The following is a 14,492-nucleotide window of genomic DNA, read 5'->3' on the forward strand; positions in this document are numbered from 1 at the left end:
CCCGCCCGGTCTCCGCGACCACCTCATCGATCAGTTGCGGCGGAAACGCCCGCGTCAGCACCCCAATCGCAATCCGGTCCGACAACCGCTCACCCGCAGGCGACTTGACCTGCCCCACCCTCGCCACACCACAACCAACGAGAGCAGGCCAACTAAGTCACCGGCATTGCGCCTAGGCCGGGCGGGCCGGCTCACCGGTAGCCCGCGTAGCCCGCCTCGCGCAGCATCACGGTGATCCTGTTCGTGACCGCCGCGGCGCTGTTGCCGGCCGCGATGAGTTCCCGCATCGCGGCGATGAAGAGGTCGTGGTCCCGCTGTTCGAGGGCACGCTCGCAGTTCACGCTGCCCCGCTGCGCCAGGATGCCGAGCGCCTGCCAGGCCGCCTGGGCCTCGGGGTCGGGCACCCGGAAGTAGGCGCCGTTCACCCAGCCGGCGATCCGGCCGAAGTCGGCGCAGGTGGGCCGGACCCGCGCCATGTACGTCAGGTTGGCGTTCCCGGTGTCCACGGCCGCGCGCAGCACGGCGGCGATGTGGTCGTGGTCGGCCTTGGCGTGTTCCAGCAGGTACCGGCCGCCGAGGCGGTGCCAGGCGCGCACCTGCCGCGCGCGGGTGCCCGCGGGGGCCTGCGCGGCGCCGACGTTCGCCCACTGGCGGATCATCCCCTGGGTGGTGGCGGCGTCGGGGACCGCGCTGTGCAGGTGCGCCAGGCTCACCGGCTCCACCACGGCGATGCCCAGCGCCGCCGCGCCGATCAGGCCCGCTGCCAGGCGTGCGCCGAGGTGCCGGGGAGCGGCCGCCGGTCCGCGGGGTCCGGCCGGCTCCCCGTCCGCCGCACCCGTCGGGCTCGTTCCCCGCGTCCGCGTGCGACGGGCGAGGGACCCGGCCGCCGACACCAGGAAGGCGACGGCCGCGGCGAGCACCAGGGCGCCGTTGACCAGGCGGGCCAGGTTCCCCTGGAGGAGCTGCCAGGCGGGGTGCCAGGAGCACTCGCTCTCCAGGGTGTTCAGCGGGCCGACGCAGCCGTCCGCGGAGACGAGCACCAGCGCCCCCGCGATGCCGAGGACGGCGGCCGATCCCGCCGCGATCAGGGTGCCGGCCAGTCGGTGCGCACGGCCGGTCCGGGTCCCCGCGACGACGGCCGCCACCGCCGCCGCCCCCACCAGCGCCAGGAACAGGAGGGCCAGGTAACGCACCTCGTACGCGCCGCCGCGCTGCTGCGGGCCGGGCTGTGAGGTGTGCATCCAGGCCTGCGCGCCCGCGAGGGCGAGCCAGCAGCCGGCCCCGCTCCACAGTCCCGGGCCCAGGACCCGGCGCAGTGGCGGCACCGGGTCCCCGGCCGGCACCGGCCCGCGGTCGCCACCGGACAGGGCGCCGGCCACCCAGCGCGGTGGCGCGGCGGTGGGCCGGCCGGTCGCCCAGGCCGCCAGCGGCATCACCCACAGCGCCACCGCCGCGGCGGGGATCAGCGGGGAGGCGACGAATCCGGTCAGCACGGGCCATACGGCGGCGGCGGCCGAGACCACGGCCGGCACCGCCGCGCCGGCGACGGCGGGGGTCCCGGCCGGGGGGAGAGCGCCCGGGGTCGGCTGGAGGAGGCTCTGCCGGGTCCCGCTGCCGCTGTAGGAGGCGCCGGCCGCCCACGCCGAGCCGTCCATGGCCCACCAGGCGAACCACGCGGACAGCACCAGCGTGGCGCCGGCCAGGCCGATCAGCAGCGGTGGACGGAGCGAGCGCCCCCGCCAGGCACCGGCCCACAGGCGGGCGCACCGCGTGACCCACCAGGCGAACCCGACCCCGGCGGCCAGGGGCACCAGGAGCATCGCGGGCCGGTGCGGGAGCCATTCGCCTCCGCCCATGCCGTACCCGGTGAACAGCCCGCCGGCGCCCATGCCCGCGCCCAGCCACAGTCCCGCCCGCGCCCCGGTGGGCACCCGGCCGCCGGTCAGGACCGCGTGGACGACCGTCCGCCACAACGCGGTCCCGACCACCCCCGCGACCAGTGCGGCGGGGGCCAGTGAGACCAGTTGGATCCGCCACAGGCTGTACATGCCGTACGTCGAGAGGTAGGAGAGCAGGTGGCTGTTGGCCATCCCAGCCGCCGCTCCGGTCAGGAACATCGGCAGGGCCCTGATCCCGAAGAGCGGCGCCGGGTCCGCCAGGGCGTCGCGGCGTTCCTCCCAGCGCGGATGCGTGCTCCAGTGGCCCCGCAGCGAGGCCGCCGCGCGCCGCAGCCTGCCGCCGCCCGCCGGGGCCGGGGTCGCGGTCTGCCATCCGCCCGGGTCCGCGCCCCACCGCACCGCGGCCAGGTCCGCGTAGACCTCCCGGCTGCGCAGGACGTCCGACCGGGCGAGGTAGACGAGCGCGAACAGGACGGCGGGGAGCAGCAGTTCGCGCAGGAGCGCGGGGGTGTCGGTGGACCACAGCTGCCATCGGAGGAAGCTGTGCACCTGTCGGCCCTCCCAGACCACGTAGGGCACGAGGACCAGTGCCAGGAAGACGCGCCAGAGGGCGACGGTGCCGTAGGTGACGGTGACGTCCCGGTTGGCGATGTGCGCGAACTCGTGCAGCACGACCGCCCGGAAGCGCGTCGGGGCGCTGTTCCGGCAGGCGAGCAGGCCGTTGTCCAGGCAGACGACCGGGCGGCCGTTGCGGCCGAAGACCACGGCGCCGGTACGGACCGCGGCCTTGTCCACGACCAGGCGCGGCAGCTCGGCGAGGCCGGCGGTGGCCGCGAGCTCGGCCAGCCGGGCGCGGATCTCGCCGTCCGCGTCCACCGATTCCAGCGCGACGGCGCGGCGCCGCCGGATCTTCCAGGCCGGCAGCAGCAGGAACAGCAGGACCGCCGCGGCGGCCAGCAGGACCGGCCATCCGTACATCTGCCACGGGGCGGGAGGTGGCGCGTACCTGTCCACGCAGGCCTCGTAGGGCACGGCCTGGTCGAGGGCGGCGACCGCCGAGGCCATGTCCCCGGAGCGGTCCGGGTCGATGCCCGCGGCGAGCCGGCAGCCCAGCGCGTCCCGGTCGTGCAGGGAGGTGACGGCGGGGAGCATCATGGCGCCGCCGGCGGCCAGCAGCAGGACCACCAGCAGCGCGAGGCGCACGGTCGTACCGGCGCCCATCGCCCGTTCGTCGATCCGGGGCCCGGGGGCGGGCGTGCCCATGGGGGCTAGTCCTCGCGGGGGGTGTCCGGCGTCGCGCCGTCGTCCGGGGTGTCCGGTTCCGCCAGCGTCAGCGCGGTCACGACCTTGTCGGCGATCTCCTCGGCGCGCTCGGCGGGCAGTCCGCGCTGCCCGGCGACGTCCAGCACCGTCCGGTGGACCTCGGCGAGCTGGCGGCGGGTCAGCGGCGGCACCGTGGCGGGCTCCCGGTTCCTGCGGAACAGCCGGCGCAGCAGAGTGGTCGAGCGCTGTGCCGCGCCGTCCACGACGACGTCCGTGAGGCGTCGGGCCGTCTGGTCCAGGGCCAGCCAGACCACGGGGGTGATGAGCACCGCGATGTCGCCCACGCCGAATCCGAGGGGTTCGGAGCGCTGCCCCCGGCCGGACAGGCGCCGTACGGCCGTGACGTCGTCGAGGGCGGACAGTCCGTCCACCAGGGGCAGTTCGTCGGGTGCCTGGTCGGCGATCACCCGGCGGACCACGTCGCGCACGCGGCGCTCACCGGACGGGCGTGCTTGTGGACCCATGTCGTCCCCCCGAGGGCCGGGCGCGTTCCGTGTCGGCCGGACCGGCCGAACGCCCACTGTGACACGGACCCCGATCACCCGTCAGCCGGACGGCGTCACAGGTGACGCCGGTTCGGCCGAGGCTCAGTCGGCCGAACCGGCGTCCGTCGCATTCTGCACCACGGGGTGGCGCGGCGGCCGGTGAACCTCCGGTGGTTCACGCCCCCTTGGCGCGGTACCGCCGCATCTTGGCGCGTGCCCCGCACACCTGCATGGAGCACCAGCGGCCACGTCCGGCCGGGCTGCGGTCGTAGTACGCCCAGTGGCAGTCGGCGGCCTCGCAGGCCTTCAGCCGGGCCCACGTGCCCGCGACCAGCGCCTCGGCGACGGCGGCGGCGACGCGGGCGGGCAGGGAGTCCGCCTCGGCCGGGGCGAGGGCGGCGGAGCCGTCGGCCGCGTCGACCGTGACGACCAGCGGGGCCCCGGCCAGCAACTCGCCCAGCGGGGTCACCACGCGGTGCGGCGGGTGGCCGGCGTGGGCGAGCAGGGTCGCGCGCAGGGACTCGCGCAGCGCGCGGGCCGCGGGGACGCCGTCCTCCGTCAGGCCGAATCGCGCCCGGCCCTCCGGTGTGTCCAGCGAGTCGGCACCCGTCTCGACGTCCAGCGTGTTCACCAGGGTCCGGACCAGCTCCAGACCTCCCGGCGCGGGTGACCTCTCACTCATGCTTGCGACGTTACCCCCGATGGGGGAGCATGCAGTAACCGTTACCGGTTACCCGCACCTTTCCGGTAACCATCTCTCCAGTAACCACCTTTCCGGTAACCGCAGATCGCGGACTCCGGATCGCGGACTTCGAGGAGGAAGTCATGGCTGTCGCCGAACTGCGCGTCGTCGTCCTGGACTGTCCCGACCCCCGAGCACTGGCCGGTTTCTACGCCGGCGTGCTCGGCGGCACCGTCGACGACCAGGGCGAGTGGGTCGACCTGAAGCTGCCCGGCGGCCAGGCACTGGCGTTCCAGGCCGCCCCCGGGTTCGTGCCGCCGCAGTGGCCTGCGCCCGACCACTCGCAGCAGTTCCACCTCGACCTCTACGTGAAGGACCTGGACGCGGCGGAGAAGGCCGTGCTGGAGCTGGGCGCGAAGCCGCTGGAGACGACGGACCGCACCCGCTCCTTCCGGGTTTACGCCGACCCGGCCGGGCACCCGTTCTGCCTCTGCGTCGGCTGAGTGCCGACCCGACGACCCACGACACCGGGAGGAGCCCCATGTCACCAGTGGCACGTTTCCGTTCCGTCGTCGTCGACTGTCCCGACCCCCGCGGGCTGGCGCGTTTCTACGCGCGGGTCGGGGGCGGCACGCCGGAGGAGGAGGACCCCGACTGGGTGGTGCTCCAGGTGCCCGGCGGGCCGCGCCTGGCCTTCCAGCGTGCGCCGGGGCTCACCCCGCCGGAGTGGCCGCGCGCCGACCGGAACGCACAGCAGTTCCACCTGGACTTCGACGGCGGGTCGACCTGGGAGGAGATGGACGCGGCGCACGAGAAGGTGCTCGCGCTGGGCGCCCGGCCGCTGGACCTGGAGGACCGGGAGAAAAAGGACTTCATGGTGTACGCCGATCCGGCGGGGCATCCGTTCTGCCTGTGCCGCATCGAGCACACCTGACGCGGCCGGTGGTCAGCCGTCGAGCTCGGCGATCGTCGCCGTCGACGGCTGTCGGCGCAGCTGGGCCGCCCGCGCGGCGAAGGCGGCGCCCCGCAGGACGCGCTGGACGTTGCCCCAGGTCAGCAGGGCCACGTCCGACTCGTCCCAGCCGCGGCGCAGCAGCTCGGCGATGAGCCGGGGGTAGCAGGAGGCGTCGCCGAGTTCCAGCGGGTGGGCGGTGCCGGCGTCGTAGGTGCCGGACACGCCGACGCTCTGCGGGCCGGCCACCGTGCGGACGTGGTCGAGGTGGTCGGCGACGTCCCGGACGGTCGGCCCGGTCTGCTCGGCGGTCAGCGGCACCATGCACAGGCCCCCGGCCGCGCCCAGCTCGACGAGCAGGTCGTCGGGGAGGTTGGCGGGGTGCGGGCGCAGGGCGCGGGCGGCGGAGCGGGTGCACAGCACCGGCGCCTTGGACACCGAGAGGGTACGGCGGATGGTCTCGGCACCGGCCCCGGAGAGGTCGGCGACGACGCCGAGCCGGTTCATCTCACGGACGACCTCCTCACCGAACCGCGTCAGCCCCGCCTCGCTCGCCCAGGACACCCCGGTGAGGGTCAGCGCGCGCAGGCCGAGGGCGTGCAGCGAGCGCAGGATGCCGACGCTGTCACCGAGGGCGGCGGCTCCGGCGGGGCCGGGCAGCACAGCGACCCGGCCGCAGTTGCGGGCGTCGATGACCTGCCCGGCGTCGTACGCCAGACGCAGACCCTCCGGGTGCGTCCGCACCACCGTCTTCACCAGGTCCAGCTGCTCCAGGGTCGTGCCGACGGCCCGGTCCCCGTCGATGGCCTCGGGCAGGTGCAGCGACCAGAACAGGGCGCCCACGTGCCCCTCGCGGAGCCGGGGCACGTCGGTGTCCACGGCGCTCTCGCCGAGCTCCAGGTCGTACCAGGGCAGGTGTCTGAGCGCCCAGGGCAGCCCGCTGTAGCCGTCGGCGACGGGGTGGGCGGCCAGGACGGCGTGCGCCCGGGCCAGCGGTTCGTCGTCGGGGTCGGAGACGGGCGCGTAGGGCTCCGGCGGGAAGACCTCCGCGGCAGTCGGCACGGGCAGGCCGTCGAGCTCGCCCGCCCCGGTGTACAGGTCGTCCTGGAGGTCTGCCATGGCGGCTCCGTACGGTCGTCGTGCGTTACGGCCACCGTGGCACGGAGCGGACAGGGCTTCCTGGTGGGCGGGGCGTTCGGGGGTACGGCGCCCGGTCCCGCACCGCCTCCGGCACGAGGCCGCCTCCGGCAGGCTCGGCACGGAGACGCACCCGCACCCGCACCCGTGGGCGTTCAGCCGTCCAGCTCCTGAAGCGTCGCGTTGGACGGCCCCCGCGTCGCCCGCAGCCCGCGGGCCACGTCCTCCGCGGCGCCCAGCACCCGCACCGCGTTCTTCCAGGTCAGCTTGGCGAGGTCGGCCCGGGACCAACCGCGGTCGAGCAGCTCGGCGATCAGGTTCGGGTAGCCGGCGACGTCGTCGAGCCCGTCGGGCGTGAACGGCGTGCCGTCGTAGTCGCCGCCGATGCCGATGTGGTCGACGCCGGCGACCTCGCGCATGTGGTCGAGGTGGTCGGCGACCGTGGACACCGTGGCGACCGGACGCGGGGTGCGCTCCTCGAAGGCGCGGTGGACCTTCATCGCCTCGGCGCTGGTGTCGAGGTGGTGGAAACCGTGCGCGCGCATGTTCTCGTCGGCGGCGGCCGTCCAGTCCACGGCGGCCTGGAGCACGAACTTCGGCACGAACGTCACCATCGCCATGCCGCCGTTGGCGGGCAGCCGCTCCAGCACGTCGTCCGGGACGTTGCGCGGGTGGTCGCAGACGGCCCGCGCGGAGGAGTGGGAGAAGATCACCGGCGCCGTCGACGTGTCCAGCGCGTCGCGCATCGTCGTCGCCGCCACGTGCGAGAGGTCGACCAGCATGCCCTCCCGGTTCATCTCCCGCACGACCTCGCGGCCGAAGGCCGACAGGCCGCCGACGCCGGGTTCGTCGGTCGCGGAGTCGGCCCAGGCCACGTTGTCGTTGTGGGTGAGCGTCATGTAGCGCACGCCGAGCGCGTACAGGGCGCGCAGGGTGGCGAGCGAGTTGTCGATGGAGTGGCCGCCCTCGGCACCCATGAGGGAGGCGATACGGCCCTCCGTCCGCGCGGCCTCCATGTCGGCGGCGGTCAGCGCGGCCCGCAGCTCCCCGGGGTGGCGGTCGATCAGCCGCCGCACGCAGTCGATCTGCTCCAGCGTCGCCGTCACCGCGCCCGGCAGGTCCGAGCGGACGTACACCGACCAGTACTGCGCCCCGACGCCGCCCGCCCGCAGCCGGGCGAGGTCGGTGTGCAGGTGGGCGGACTGGTCGGCGGCGATGTCACGGGCGTCGAGGTCGTAGCGCACCTGTTCGCGCAGCGCCCAGGGCAGGTCGTTGTGGCCGTCGACGACGGGGAACTCGCGCAGCAGCTCCCGGGCCTGGTCCAGCGAGGTCATCCGTGTCACTTCCGTCCCTCCGTCACGCCGTCACTTCCGCCGCTTCCGTCACGTCGGCCGTGTCCGCCGTATCCGTCATGTCCGTCACTTGCCGAAGCCGAAGCCGGCCGCGGAGCCCTCGACCTTGGAGCGCAGCCGCTTGCCCTTCTCGGTGGCCTGGTCGTTCAGCTCCTGCTGGAACTCGCGCATCCGGGCCAGCAGCTCCTCGTCGTGGGCGGCGAGGATGCGGGCGGCCAGCAGACCGGCGTTGCGGGCGCCGCCGACGGAGACGGTGGCGACGGGGACGCCGGCCGGCATCTGCACGATGGACAGGAGGCTGTCCATGCCGTCCAGGTACTTCAGCGGCACGGGCACGCCGATGACCGGCAGCGGGGTGACGGAGGCGAGCATGCCGGGCAGGTGGGCGGCGCCGCCCGCGCCGGCGATGATCGCCTTCAGTCCGCGTCCGGCGGCCTGCTCGCCGTACGCGATCATCTCGTGCGGCATGCGGTGCGCGGAGACGACGTCGACCTCGTAGGCGATCTCGAACTCGTCGAGCGCCTTCGCGGCGGCCTCCATGACGGGCCAGTCGGAGTCCGACCCCATGACGATGCCCACGACCGGACCGACCGGGCTGGCCTGGCTCATTCGGTGATCGTCCCTCTCAGGTAGCCGGCAGCGTGACGGGCGCGCTCCAGCACGTCGTCCAGGTCGTCGCCGTAGGTGTTGACGTGGCCGACCTTCCGGCCGGGCTTCACGTCCTTGCCGTACATGTGGATCTTCAGCTGGGGGTCGCGGGCCATGCAGTGCAGGTACGCGGGGTACATGTCCGGGTAGTCGCCGCCGAGGACGTTGACCATGACCGTCCACGGTGCGCGCGGGCGCGGGTCGCCGAGGGGGAGGTCGAGGACCGCGCGGACGTGGTTGGCGAACTGCGAGGTGATCGCGCCGTCCATCGTCCAGTGGCCCGAGTTGTGCGGGCGCATCGCGAGTTCGTTGACGAGGACGCGGCCGTCGCGGGTCTGGAACAGCTCGACGGCGAGGTGACCGACGACGCCCAGCTCCTTGGCGATGCTGAGCGCCATCTCCTCGGCCCGCAGGGCGAGGCCCGCGTCCAGGTCCGGGGCGGGCGCGATCACCGTGTCGCAGACGCCGTTCACCTGCTGGGACTCGACGACGGGGTACGCCACCGCCTGGCCGTGCGGCGAGCGTACGACGTTGGCGGCGAGCTCACGGACGAAGTCGACCTTCTCCTCCGCGAGCACGGGCACACCGGCGCGGAACGGCTCGGCGGCCTCCTCGGCGGAGTCCACGACCCACACGCCCTTGCCGTCGTAGCCGCCGCGGACCGTCTTCAGGACGACGGGGAAGCCGTCACCCTCCGCGGCGAAGGCCGCCACGTCGGCCGGATCGCTCACGATCCGGTGCCGCGGGCAGGGCACGCCGATCTCGACGAGTTTCGCGCGCATCACGCCCTTGTCCTGGGCGTGGACGAGCGCGTCGGGTCCTGGGCGCACGGGAACGCCGTCCGCCTCCAGCGCCCGAAGATGCTCGGTCGGTACATGTTCGTGATCGAAAGTGATCACATCGCAGCCCCTCGCGAATGCGCGCAGCGTGTCCAGATCGCGGTAGTCGCCGATGACGACATCGCTGACGACCTGCGCCGCGGAATCCTGAGGGGTGTCACTGAGGAGCTTGAACCTGATGCCGAACGGGATGCCCGCCTCGTGTGTCATACGAGCGAGCTGGCCCCCGCCGACCATGCCGACTACCGGGAACGTCACGCCCCTAGCCTATCGGCCGCGCGGAGCCCATCTGATTACCGGCCGTTTCCCCGGCGTTCTCACCCCCCGTTCCCCTGCCCCGGGTCCGTCCGGCAGGAAGATCGCGCGTCCGGGTGGTTAGCATGAACGGATTGACACCAACCGATGGACGGGGGCCTGCACGACCATGGGACATGGTTCCTCGGGTGACCATACTGCTCCCCCGGCGCCCCACCGCGCGGTGCGGGAGCGGGTAGACCGGCTGGCCCGTGAGCTCGTGAAGTTCGGCGCGGTCGGCGGGGTCGGCGTACTGGTCAACCTCCTCGTGTTCAACCTGGTGCGGCACGTGACCGACCTCCAGGTGGTGCGCGCCAGCATCATCGCGACCGTCGTCGCGATCGTCTTCAACTACGTGGGCTTCCGGTACTTCACCTACCGCGACCGCGACAAGAGCCGCCGGACCCGTGAGATGTCGCTGTTCCTGCTGTTCAGCGCGCTCGGGCTGGTGATCGAGAACGGTGTGCTGTACACGGCGACGTACGGCTTCGGCTGGGACAGCCCGCTGCAGAGCAACGTCTTCAAGTTCCTGGGCATCGGCATCGGCACGCTGTTCCGCTTCTGGTCGTACCGCTCCTGGGTCTTCCGGGCGCTGCCGGCCCGCGAGCCGGTGAAGCGGGCGGAGACCTTCCGGGAGCCCGAGCGGCGGAAGGCCGCCGTGCACGCCCCGGACGGCGCCCCCGCGGCCCACCGCTGACGGCGGCTAGCGCACCGTCTCCCCCGAGTCCCCGGACGACTTCTTCGGCGGCGGCGTACGGGACAGGAACAGGCCGAACACCGGGGGGCGCCCCTGGAGGAGTTCCAGCCGGCCGCCGTCCGCCTCGGCCAGGTCGCGGGCGACGGCGAGGCCGATGCCCGTCGAGTTCCGCCCGCTGATCGCGCGCTCGAAGATCCTCGCCCCCAGGTCGCTCGGCACGCCGGGGCCTTCGTCGGTGACCTCGACCACCGCCTGGTTGCCGGTCACCCGGGTCCGCAGGGCCACCGTGCCGCCACCGTGCATCAGGGAGTTCTCGATCAGCGCGGCCAGGACCTGGGCCACCGCACCCGGTGTGCCCACGGCCGTCAGATGCCGTTTGCCGGAGCTGACGATCGCCCGTCCCTCGCTGCGGTAGGCGGGGCGCCACTCGGCGATCTGCTGCTGGATGACGTCGTCCAGCTCGAAGGTGACCGCGGAGCCGCTGCGCGGATCGCGGGAGTTCGTCAGCAGCCGGTCCACCACGTCCGTCAACCGCTCCACCTGCGACAACGCGATCGTCGCCTCCTCCTTGACCGTCTCCGGGTCGTCGGTGAGGGTGATCTCCTCCAGCCGCATGGACAGCGCGGTCAGCGGCGTACGCAGCTGGTGGGAGGCGTCGGCGGCCAGCCGGCGTTCGGCGGTGAGCATCCGGGCGATGCGCTCGGCGGAGGAGTCCAGCACGTCCGCGACCCGGTCCAGCTCGGGGACGCCGTAGCGCTTGTGCCGGGGGCGCGGGTCGCCGGAGCCGAGGCGTTCGGCGGTCTCGGCGAGGTCGGTGAGCGGGGAGGCGAGGCGGTTGGCCTGGCGGACCGCCAGCAGCACAGCGGCGATCACCGCGAGCAGCGCCACCAGGCCGATGATCAGCAGGGTCCGGCCGACCTCCCGGGTCACCGAGGAGCTCGGCTCCTCGACCAGGACCGTCTCGCCCTCCTCGCCGGTGGCCGTGCCCCGGATGACCTCACCGGTCGGCTTGCCGCCGACCTCCAGGACCGGCTTCCCCGGGATCCTGATCTCGGCGTACCGGGCGTCCCGGATCTGCTCTTGCAGGAAGGCGGCGTCGACGGACCCGGCTCCGATCAGCCGGCTGTCCACGATGCTGGCCAGCCGTACCGCCTCCAGGTCGACCCGCTCCTGGGCGGTGCTGCTGATCGTGCGGGTCTCGACGATCACGAGCGAGACGCCGAAGACGGAGATCACGACGAGCACCACGGCGAGGGTGGACTGGATCAGTCGACGGCGCATGTGCTCTCACCCGTGCGGGCCCTGCGGGCGCTCATTCTTCTCGCGGCTCAGTTCTTCTCGAAACGGAAGCCCACGCCGCGCACCGTGGCGATGTAGCGGGGGTTCGCCGCGTCGTCCCCCAGCTTCTTGCGCAGCCAGGAGATGTGCATGTCGAGGGTCTTCGTCGAGGACCACCAGGTGGTGTCCCAGACCTCACGCATCAGCTGGTCGCGGGTGACGACCCGGCCGGCGTCGCGCACCAGCACGCGCAGCAGATCGAACTCCTTGGCGGTGAGCTGGAGCTCCTCGTCGCCCATCCAGGCGCGGTGCGACTCGACGTCGATGCGCACGCCGTGGGTGGCGGGCGGCTGCTGGGGCTCGGCGGCACCGCGCCGCAGCAGGGCCCGGACCCGGGCGAGCAGCTCGGCGAGACGGAACGGCTTGGTGACGTAGTCGTCGGCGCCCGCGTCCAGACCGACGACGGTGTCCACCTCGTCGGCGCGCGCGGTCAGGATCAGGATCGGCACGGTGTGGCCTTCCGCCCGCAGCCTGCGGGCGACCTCCAGCCCGTCCATGCCGGGCAGCCCGAGGTCCAGCACGACCAGGTCTATGCTGCCCTGCAGCCCGGCGTCGAGTGCGGTGGGTCCGTCCTCACGCACCTCGACCTCGTACCCTTCCCTGCGCAGTGCGCGGGCCAGCGGCTCCGAGATGGACGCGTCGTCCTCGGCGAGCAGTACACGGGTCATGAGCTGATGGTAGTCCGCTCGGAGCAGCGCCCGGGGTGTGATCGGCCGGAGGGCCTCCTGCCTTCGGACAAGCCGGGCACCGCCGCGCGACCTGCCCCGCAGAGCCCCGGAGCCCGCCCGGAGACCCGCCGTGCGCACCTGCGGCTGTGGGGTGCCATCCTGAAATGGACCTTCGAAAGATCGTTCGCGGTTCCATCACTACCTGTGATCCGTGTCTCAAGTCCTTCCATACCGGGCGGTGTCCTGCCGTATGGTGAATCAGCGCCTGTAGCACCCAGAGGACCTTTGGCGACTGTGTGACGCTGAAGGTCTCTTTCGTGTGCGGGCCGGCCCCCACGGCCGGCCTTGAAAGGAATGACCTGTGGCCGGGCCTCACCGCGTGCCGTGACGCACGCGGGGGCGTGGATCCCGGTGGCCGCCGTCCACCGCTTCGTGATCCGGAGCGGACCCCTCAGGCGTGGGGTGGACGGGTGCCGCCGCCGGTGCCGGCCGCCCCCCACCGGGCGCGCATCGCCTCATGAGCGCGTCCCGACCAGCAAGGATCGACCATGGCGTCCAGCCTGACGAAGGACTCGGTCACTCCGGGCACCCCCGGATCCGAGAAGACCTTCTTCGGCCACCCCCGCGGACTGGCCACTCTCTTCATGACCGAGATGTGGGAGCGTTTCTCCTACTACGGCATGAGGGCTCTGCTCCCGCTGTACCTGGTGGCTCCCGGCGGTCTCGGCATGAACGCCGGCACCGCGACCGCGATCTACTCGGTGTACCTCTCGCTGGTGTACCTGCTCACGATGCCGGGCGGCTGGTTCGGCGACCGGGTCTGGGGGCCCCGCAAGACCGTCGCCGTCGCCGGCGGTGTCATCATGCTCGGCCACCTCACGCTGGCCCTGCCCTCCTCGGGCACGTTCTTCGCGGGCCTCGGACTGGTCGCCATCGGCTCGGGTCTGCTGAAGGCCAACATCTCCACGATGGTCGGCCAGCTCTACAGCGGCCCGGACGACCCGCGCCGCGACGGTGGCTTCACCGTCTTCTACATGGGCATCAACCTCGGTGCCTTCGCGGCGCCGCTGGTCATCGGCACCATCGGTGAGAACGTCAACTGGCACCTGGGCTTCGCGCTCGCCGCGGTCGGCATGGGCCTGGGCGTGATCCAGTTCCTGCTCGGCAGCCGCCACCTGGCCCCCCACTCCAGCACGGTCCCGAAGCCGCTGTCGGCGGAGGAGAAGACCTCGACGCTGCGCAAGGCCGCGTTCTGGGCGGCGCTCGCCGTGGTCTTCTACGCGATCGTCGGCTTCTCCGGCGTCTACACCCTGAACTGGATCCTGGTCCCGCTGACCCTGCTCGGCGTGATCATCCCGGTGATGGTGCTGACCAACATCAAGCGCGACAAGTCGCTGGACCGCTCCGAGCAGTCGAAGATGTCCGCGTACATCTGGTTCTTCGTCGCCGCGGCCGTCTTCTGGATGATCTACGACCAGGGCGGCTCGACCCTGTCGATCTTCGCCAAGTCCTCGGCCGAGAACAGCGTCCTGGGCTGGGACTTCCCGGTCTCCTGGTACCAGTCGGTCAACCCGGTCATCATCATGGCCCTGGCCCCGGTCTTCGCCACGCTGTGGCTGGCGCTCGCCCGCCGCGGCAAGGAGCCGAGCACGATCGTGAAGTTCTCGTTCGGCCTGGTCCTGGTCGGCGCGTCCTTCTTCCTCTTCCTGGCCCCGCTGGCCATCGCGGACGGCGGCCACAAGGCGGCCGCGCTGTGGCTGGTGGCGATCTACTTCGTCCAGACCTGCGGTGAGCTGCTGCTCTCCCCGGTCGGCCTGTCGGTCACCACGAAGATGGCACCCGCGAAGTACGCCTCGCAGATGATGGGCGTCTGGTTCCTGGCCGTCACCGCCGGTGACGCCACGACCGGTCTGCTCTCCATCGCCGGCGTCAACCTGAACAAGACGGGCATCGTGGCCGCGGAGGCCACCCTCGCCGTGATCGCCGGCCTCGCCGTGTGGATGTACCGCAAGCGCGTCAAGGAACTCATGGGCGACGTCCGCTGAGGCCTGTCGGCCGGACCTTGCCTGGGAAGGGTCACCGCATCCGGACGGATGGGGTGGCCCTTCGGGCGTTCCGGGGGGGGTGCGAGGGAGGGGGCAGAGCGCGACGGGCACGTGGCCGACGCGCGGGCTACGGG

Annotated in this window: 13 protein-coding genes; 4 read left to right on the forward strand and 9 right to left on the reverse strand. The window is 72.8% G+C overall.

Translation table 11 applies throughout. The features are described 5' to 3' along the window. Positions 1-191 precede the first annotated feature (191 nt). The 3 genes from KUM32_RS27895 to KUM32_RS27905 all read right to left on the reverse strand — a co-directional run bounded on the left by KUM32_RS27895 (position 192) and on the right by KUM32_RS27905 (position 4,388). On the reverse strand, positions 192-3,161 hold the full coding sequence (locus KUM32_RS27895) for a M56 family metallopeptidase (RefSeq protein WP_217144740.1): 2,970 nt from the start codon (positions 3,159-3,161) through the stop codon (positions 192-194). 5 nt (positions 3,162-3,166) lie between these two features. Further along, entirely contained in the window at positions 3,167-3,649 is a 483-nt protein-coding gene (locus KUM32_RS27900; RefSeq protein ID WP_217144741.1) for a hypothetical protein, read from the reverse strand. Positions 3,650-3,881: 232 nt separating this feature from the next. Further along, a complete protein-coding gene (locus KUM32_RS27905; protein WP_217144742.1) occupies positions 3,882-4,388 on the reverse strand; it encodes a CGNR zinc finger domain-containing protein in 507 nt (168 codons plus the stop codon). Between the two features lie 143 nt (positions 4,389-4,531). Here KUM32_RS27905 and KUM32_RS27910 point away from each other — a divergent pair, with 143 nt between their 5' ends. Continuing rightward, a complete protein-coding gene (locus KUM32_RS27910) occupies positions 4,532-4,891 on the forward strand; it encodes a VOC family protein (protein WP_217144743.1) in 360 nt (119 codons plus the stop codon). Between the two features lie 38 nt (positions 4,892-4,929). Then, positions 4,930-5,322 carry a VOC family protein gene (locus KUM32_RS27915; protein WP_217144744.1) on the forward strand — a complete coding sequence of 131 codons (393 nt, stop codon included), beginning with the start codon at positions 4,930-4,932 and terminating at the stop codon, positions 5,320-5,322. Positions 5,323-5,334: 12 nt separating this feature from the next. Here the strand turns inward: KUM32_RS27915 and KUM32_RS27920 are convergent, their stop codons facing one another. From KUM32_RS27920 to KUM32_RS27935, 4 genes are all read right to left on the reverse strand, one after another. Beyond that, positions 5,335-6,459: a dipeptidase gene (locus tag KUM32_RS27920; RefSeq protein WP_217144745.1), complete on the reverse strand. Its 1,125-nt coding sequence runs from the start codon at positions 6,457-6,459 to the stop codon at positions 5,335-5,337. Positions 6,460-6,632: 173 nt separating this feature from the next. Continuing rightward, entirely contained in the window at positions 6,633-7,811 is a 1,179-nt protein-coding gene (locus KUM32_RS27925) for a dipeptidase (protein ID WP_217144752.1), read from the reverse strand. Between the two features lie 84 nt (positions 7,812-7,895). Continuing rightward, positions 7,896-8,438, reverse strand: a complete 543-nt coding sequence (purE, locus tag KUM32_RS27930) for a 5-(carboxyamino)imidazole ribonucleotide mutase (protein WP_217144746.1) — start codon at positions 8,436-8,438, stop codon at positions 7,896-7,898. Continuing rightward, the gene (locus tag KUM32_RS27935) at positions 8,435-9,574 is read right to left on the reverse strand and encodes a 5-(carboxyamino)imidazole ribonucleotide synthase (RefSeq protein ID WP_217144747.1); all 1,140 of its coding nucleotides are present in this window, start codon (positions 9,572-9,574) and stop codon (positions 8,435-8,437) included. Before KUM32_RS27935 ends, purE begins: the two co-directional genes overlap by 4 nt. 166 nt (positions 9,575-9,740) lie before the next feature. On the opposite strand from KUM32_RS27935, the gene KUM32_RS27940 reads away from it, so the two are divergent. Then, positions 9,741-10,307, forward strand: a complete 567-nt coding sequence (locus KUM32_RS27940) for a GtrA family protein (protein ID WP_217144748.1) — start codon at positions 9,741-9,743, stop codon at positions 10,305-10,307. 6 nt (positions 10,308-10,313) lie between these two features. Here KUM32_RS27940 and draK read toward each other — a convergent pair whose 3' ends face one another. Beyond that, positions 10,314-11,588, reverse strand: coding sequence for a two-component system sensor histidine kinase DraK (gene draK / locus KUM32_RS27945; protein WP_217144749.1), 1,275 nt, complete (start codon positions 11,586-11,588; stop codon positions 10,314-10,316). A 47-nt stretch (positions 11,589-11,635) separates the two neighbouring features. Then, positions 11,636-12,313 (reverse strand): response regulator transcription factor, encoded by a 678-nt coding sequence (locus KUM32_RS27950; RefSeq protein ID WP_217144750.1) that lies wholly within the window; start codon positions 12,311-12,313, stop codon positions 11,636-11,638. A 548-nt stretch (positions 12,314-12,861) separates the two neighbouring features. On the opposite strand from KUM32_RS27950, the gene KUM32_RS27955 reads away from it, so the two are divergent. Further along, on the forward strand, positions 12,862-14,358 hold the full coding sequence (locus KUM32_RS27955; RefSeq protein ID WP_217144751.1) for an MFS transporter: 1,497 nt from the start codon (positions 12,862-12,864) through the stop codon (positions 14,356-14,358). Positions 14,359-14,492: the final 134 nt, after the last annotated feature.

This window comes from Streptomyces sp. AC627_RSS907, assembly GCF_019049165.1.

Coding starts and splice junctions, on each gene's coding strand:
- KUM32_RS27895 (WP_217144740.1), bottom strand. CDS start 3,161: ATGGGCACGCCCGCCCCCGGGCCCCGGATCGACGAACGGGCGATGGGC.
- KUM32_RS27905 (WP_217144742.1), bottom strand. CDS start 4,388: ATGAGTGAGAGGTCACCCGCGCCGGGAGGTCTGGAGCTGGTCCGGACC.
- KUM32_RS27910 (WP_217144743.1), top strand. CDS start 4,532: ATGGCTGTCGCCGAACTGCGCGTCGTCGTCCTGGACTGTCCCGACCCC.
- KUM32_RS27915 (WP_217144744.1), top strand. CDS start 4,930: ATGTCACCAGTGGCACGTTTCCGTTCCGTCGTCGTCGACTGTCCCGAC.
- KUM32_RS27920 (WP_217144745.1), bottom strand. CDS start 6,459: ATGGCAGACCTCCAGGACGACCTGTACACCGGGGCGGGCGAGCTCGAC.
- KUM32_RS27925 (WP_217144752.1), bottom strand. CDS start 7,811: ATGACCTCGCTGGACCAGGCCCGGGAGCTGCTGCGCGAGTTCCCCGTC.
- purE (WP_217144746.1), bottom strand. CDS start 8,438: ATGAGCCAGGCCAGCCCGGTCGGTCCGGTCGTGGGCATCGTCATGGGG.
- KUM32_RS27940 (WP_217144748.1), top strand. CDS start 9,741: ATGGGACATGGTTCCTCGGGTGACCATACTGCTCCCCCGGCGCCCCAC.
- draK (WP_217144749.1), bottom strand. CDS start 11,588: ATGCGCCGTCGACTGATCCAGTCCACCCTCGCCGTGGTGCTCGTCGTG.
- KUM32_RS27950 (WP_217144750.1), bottom strand. CDS start 12,313: ATGACCCGTGTACTGCTCGCCGAGGACGACGCGTCCATCTCGGAGCCG.
- KUM32_RS27955 (WP_217144751.1), top strand. CDS start 12,862: ATGGCGTCCAGCCTGACGAAGGACTCGGTCACTCCGGGCACCCCCGGA.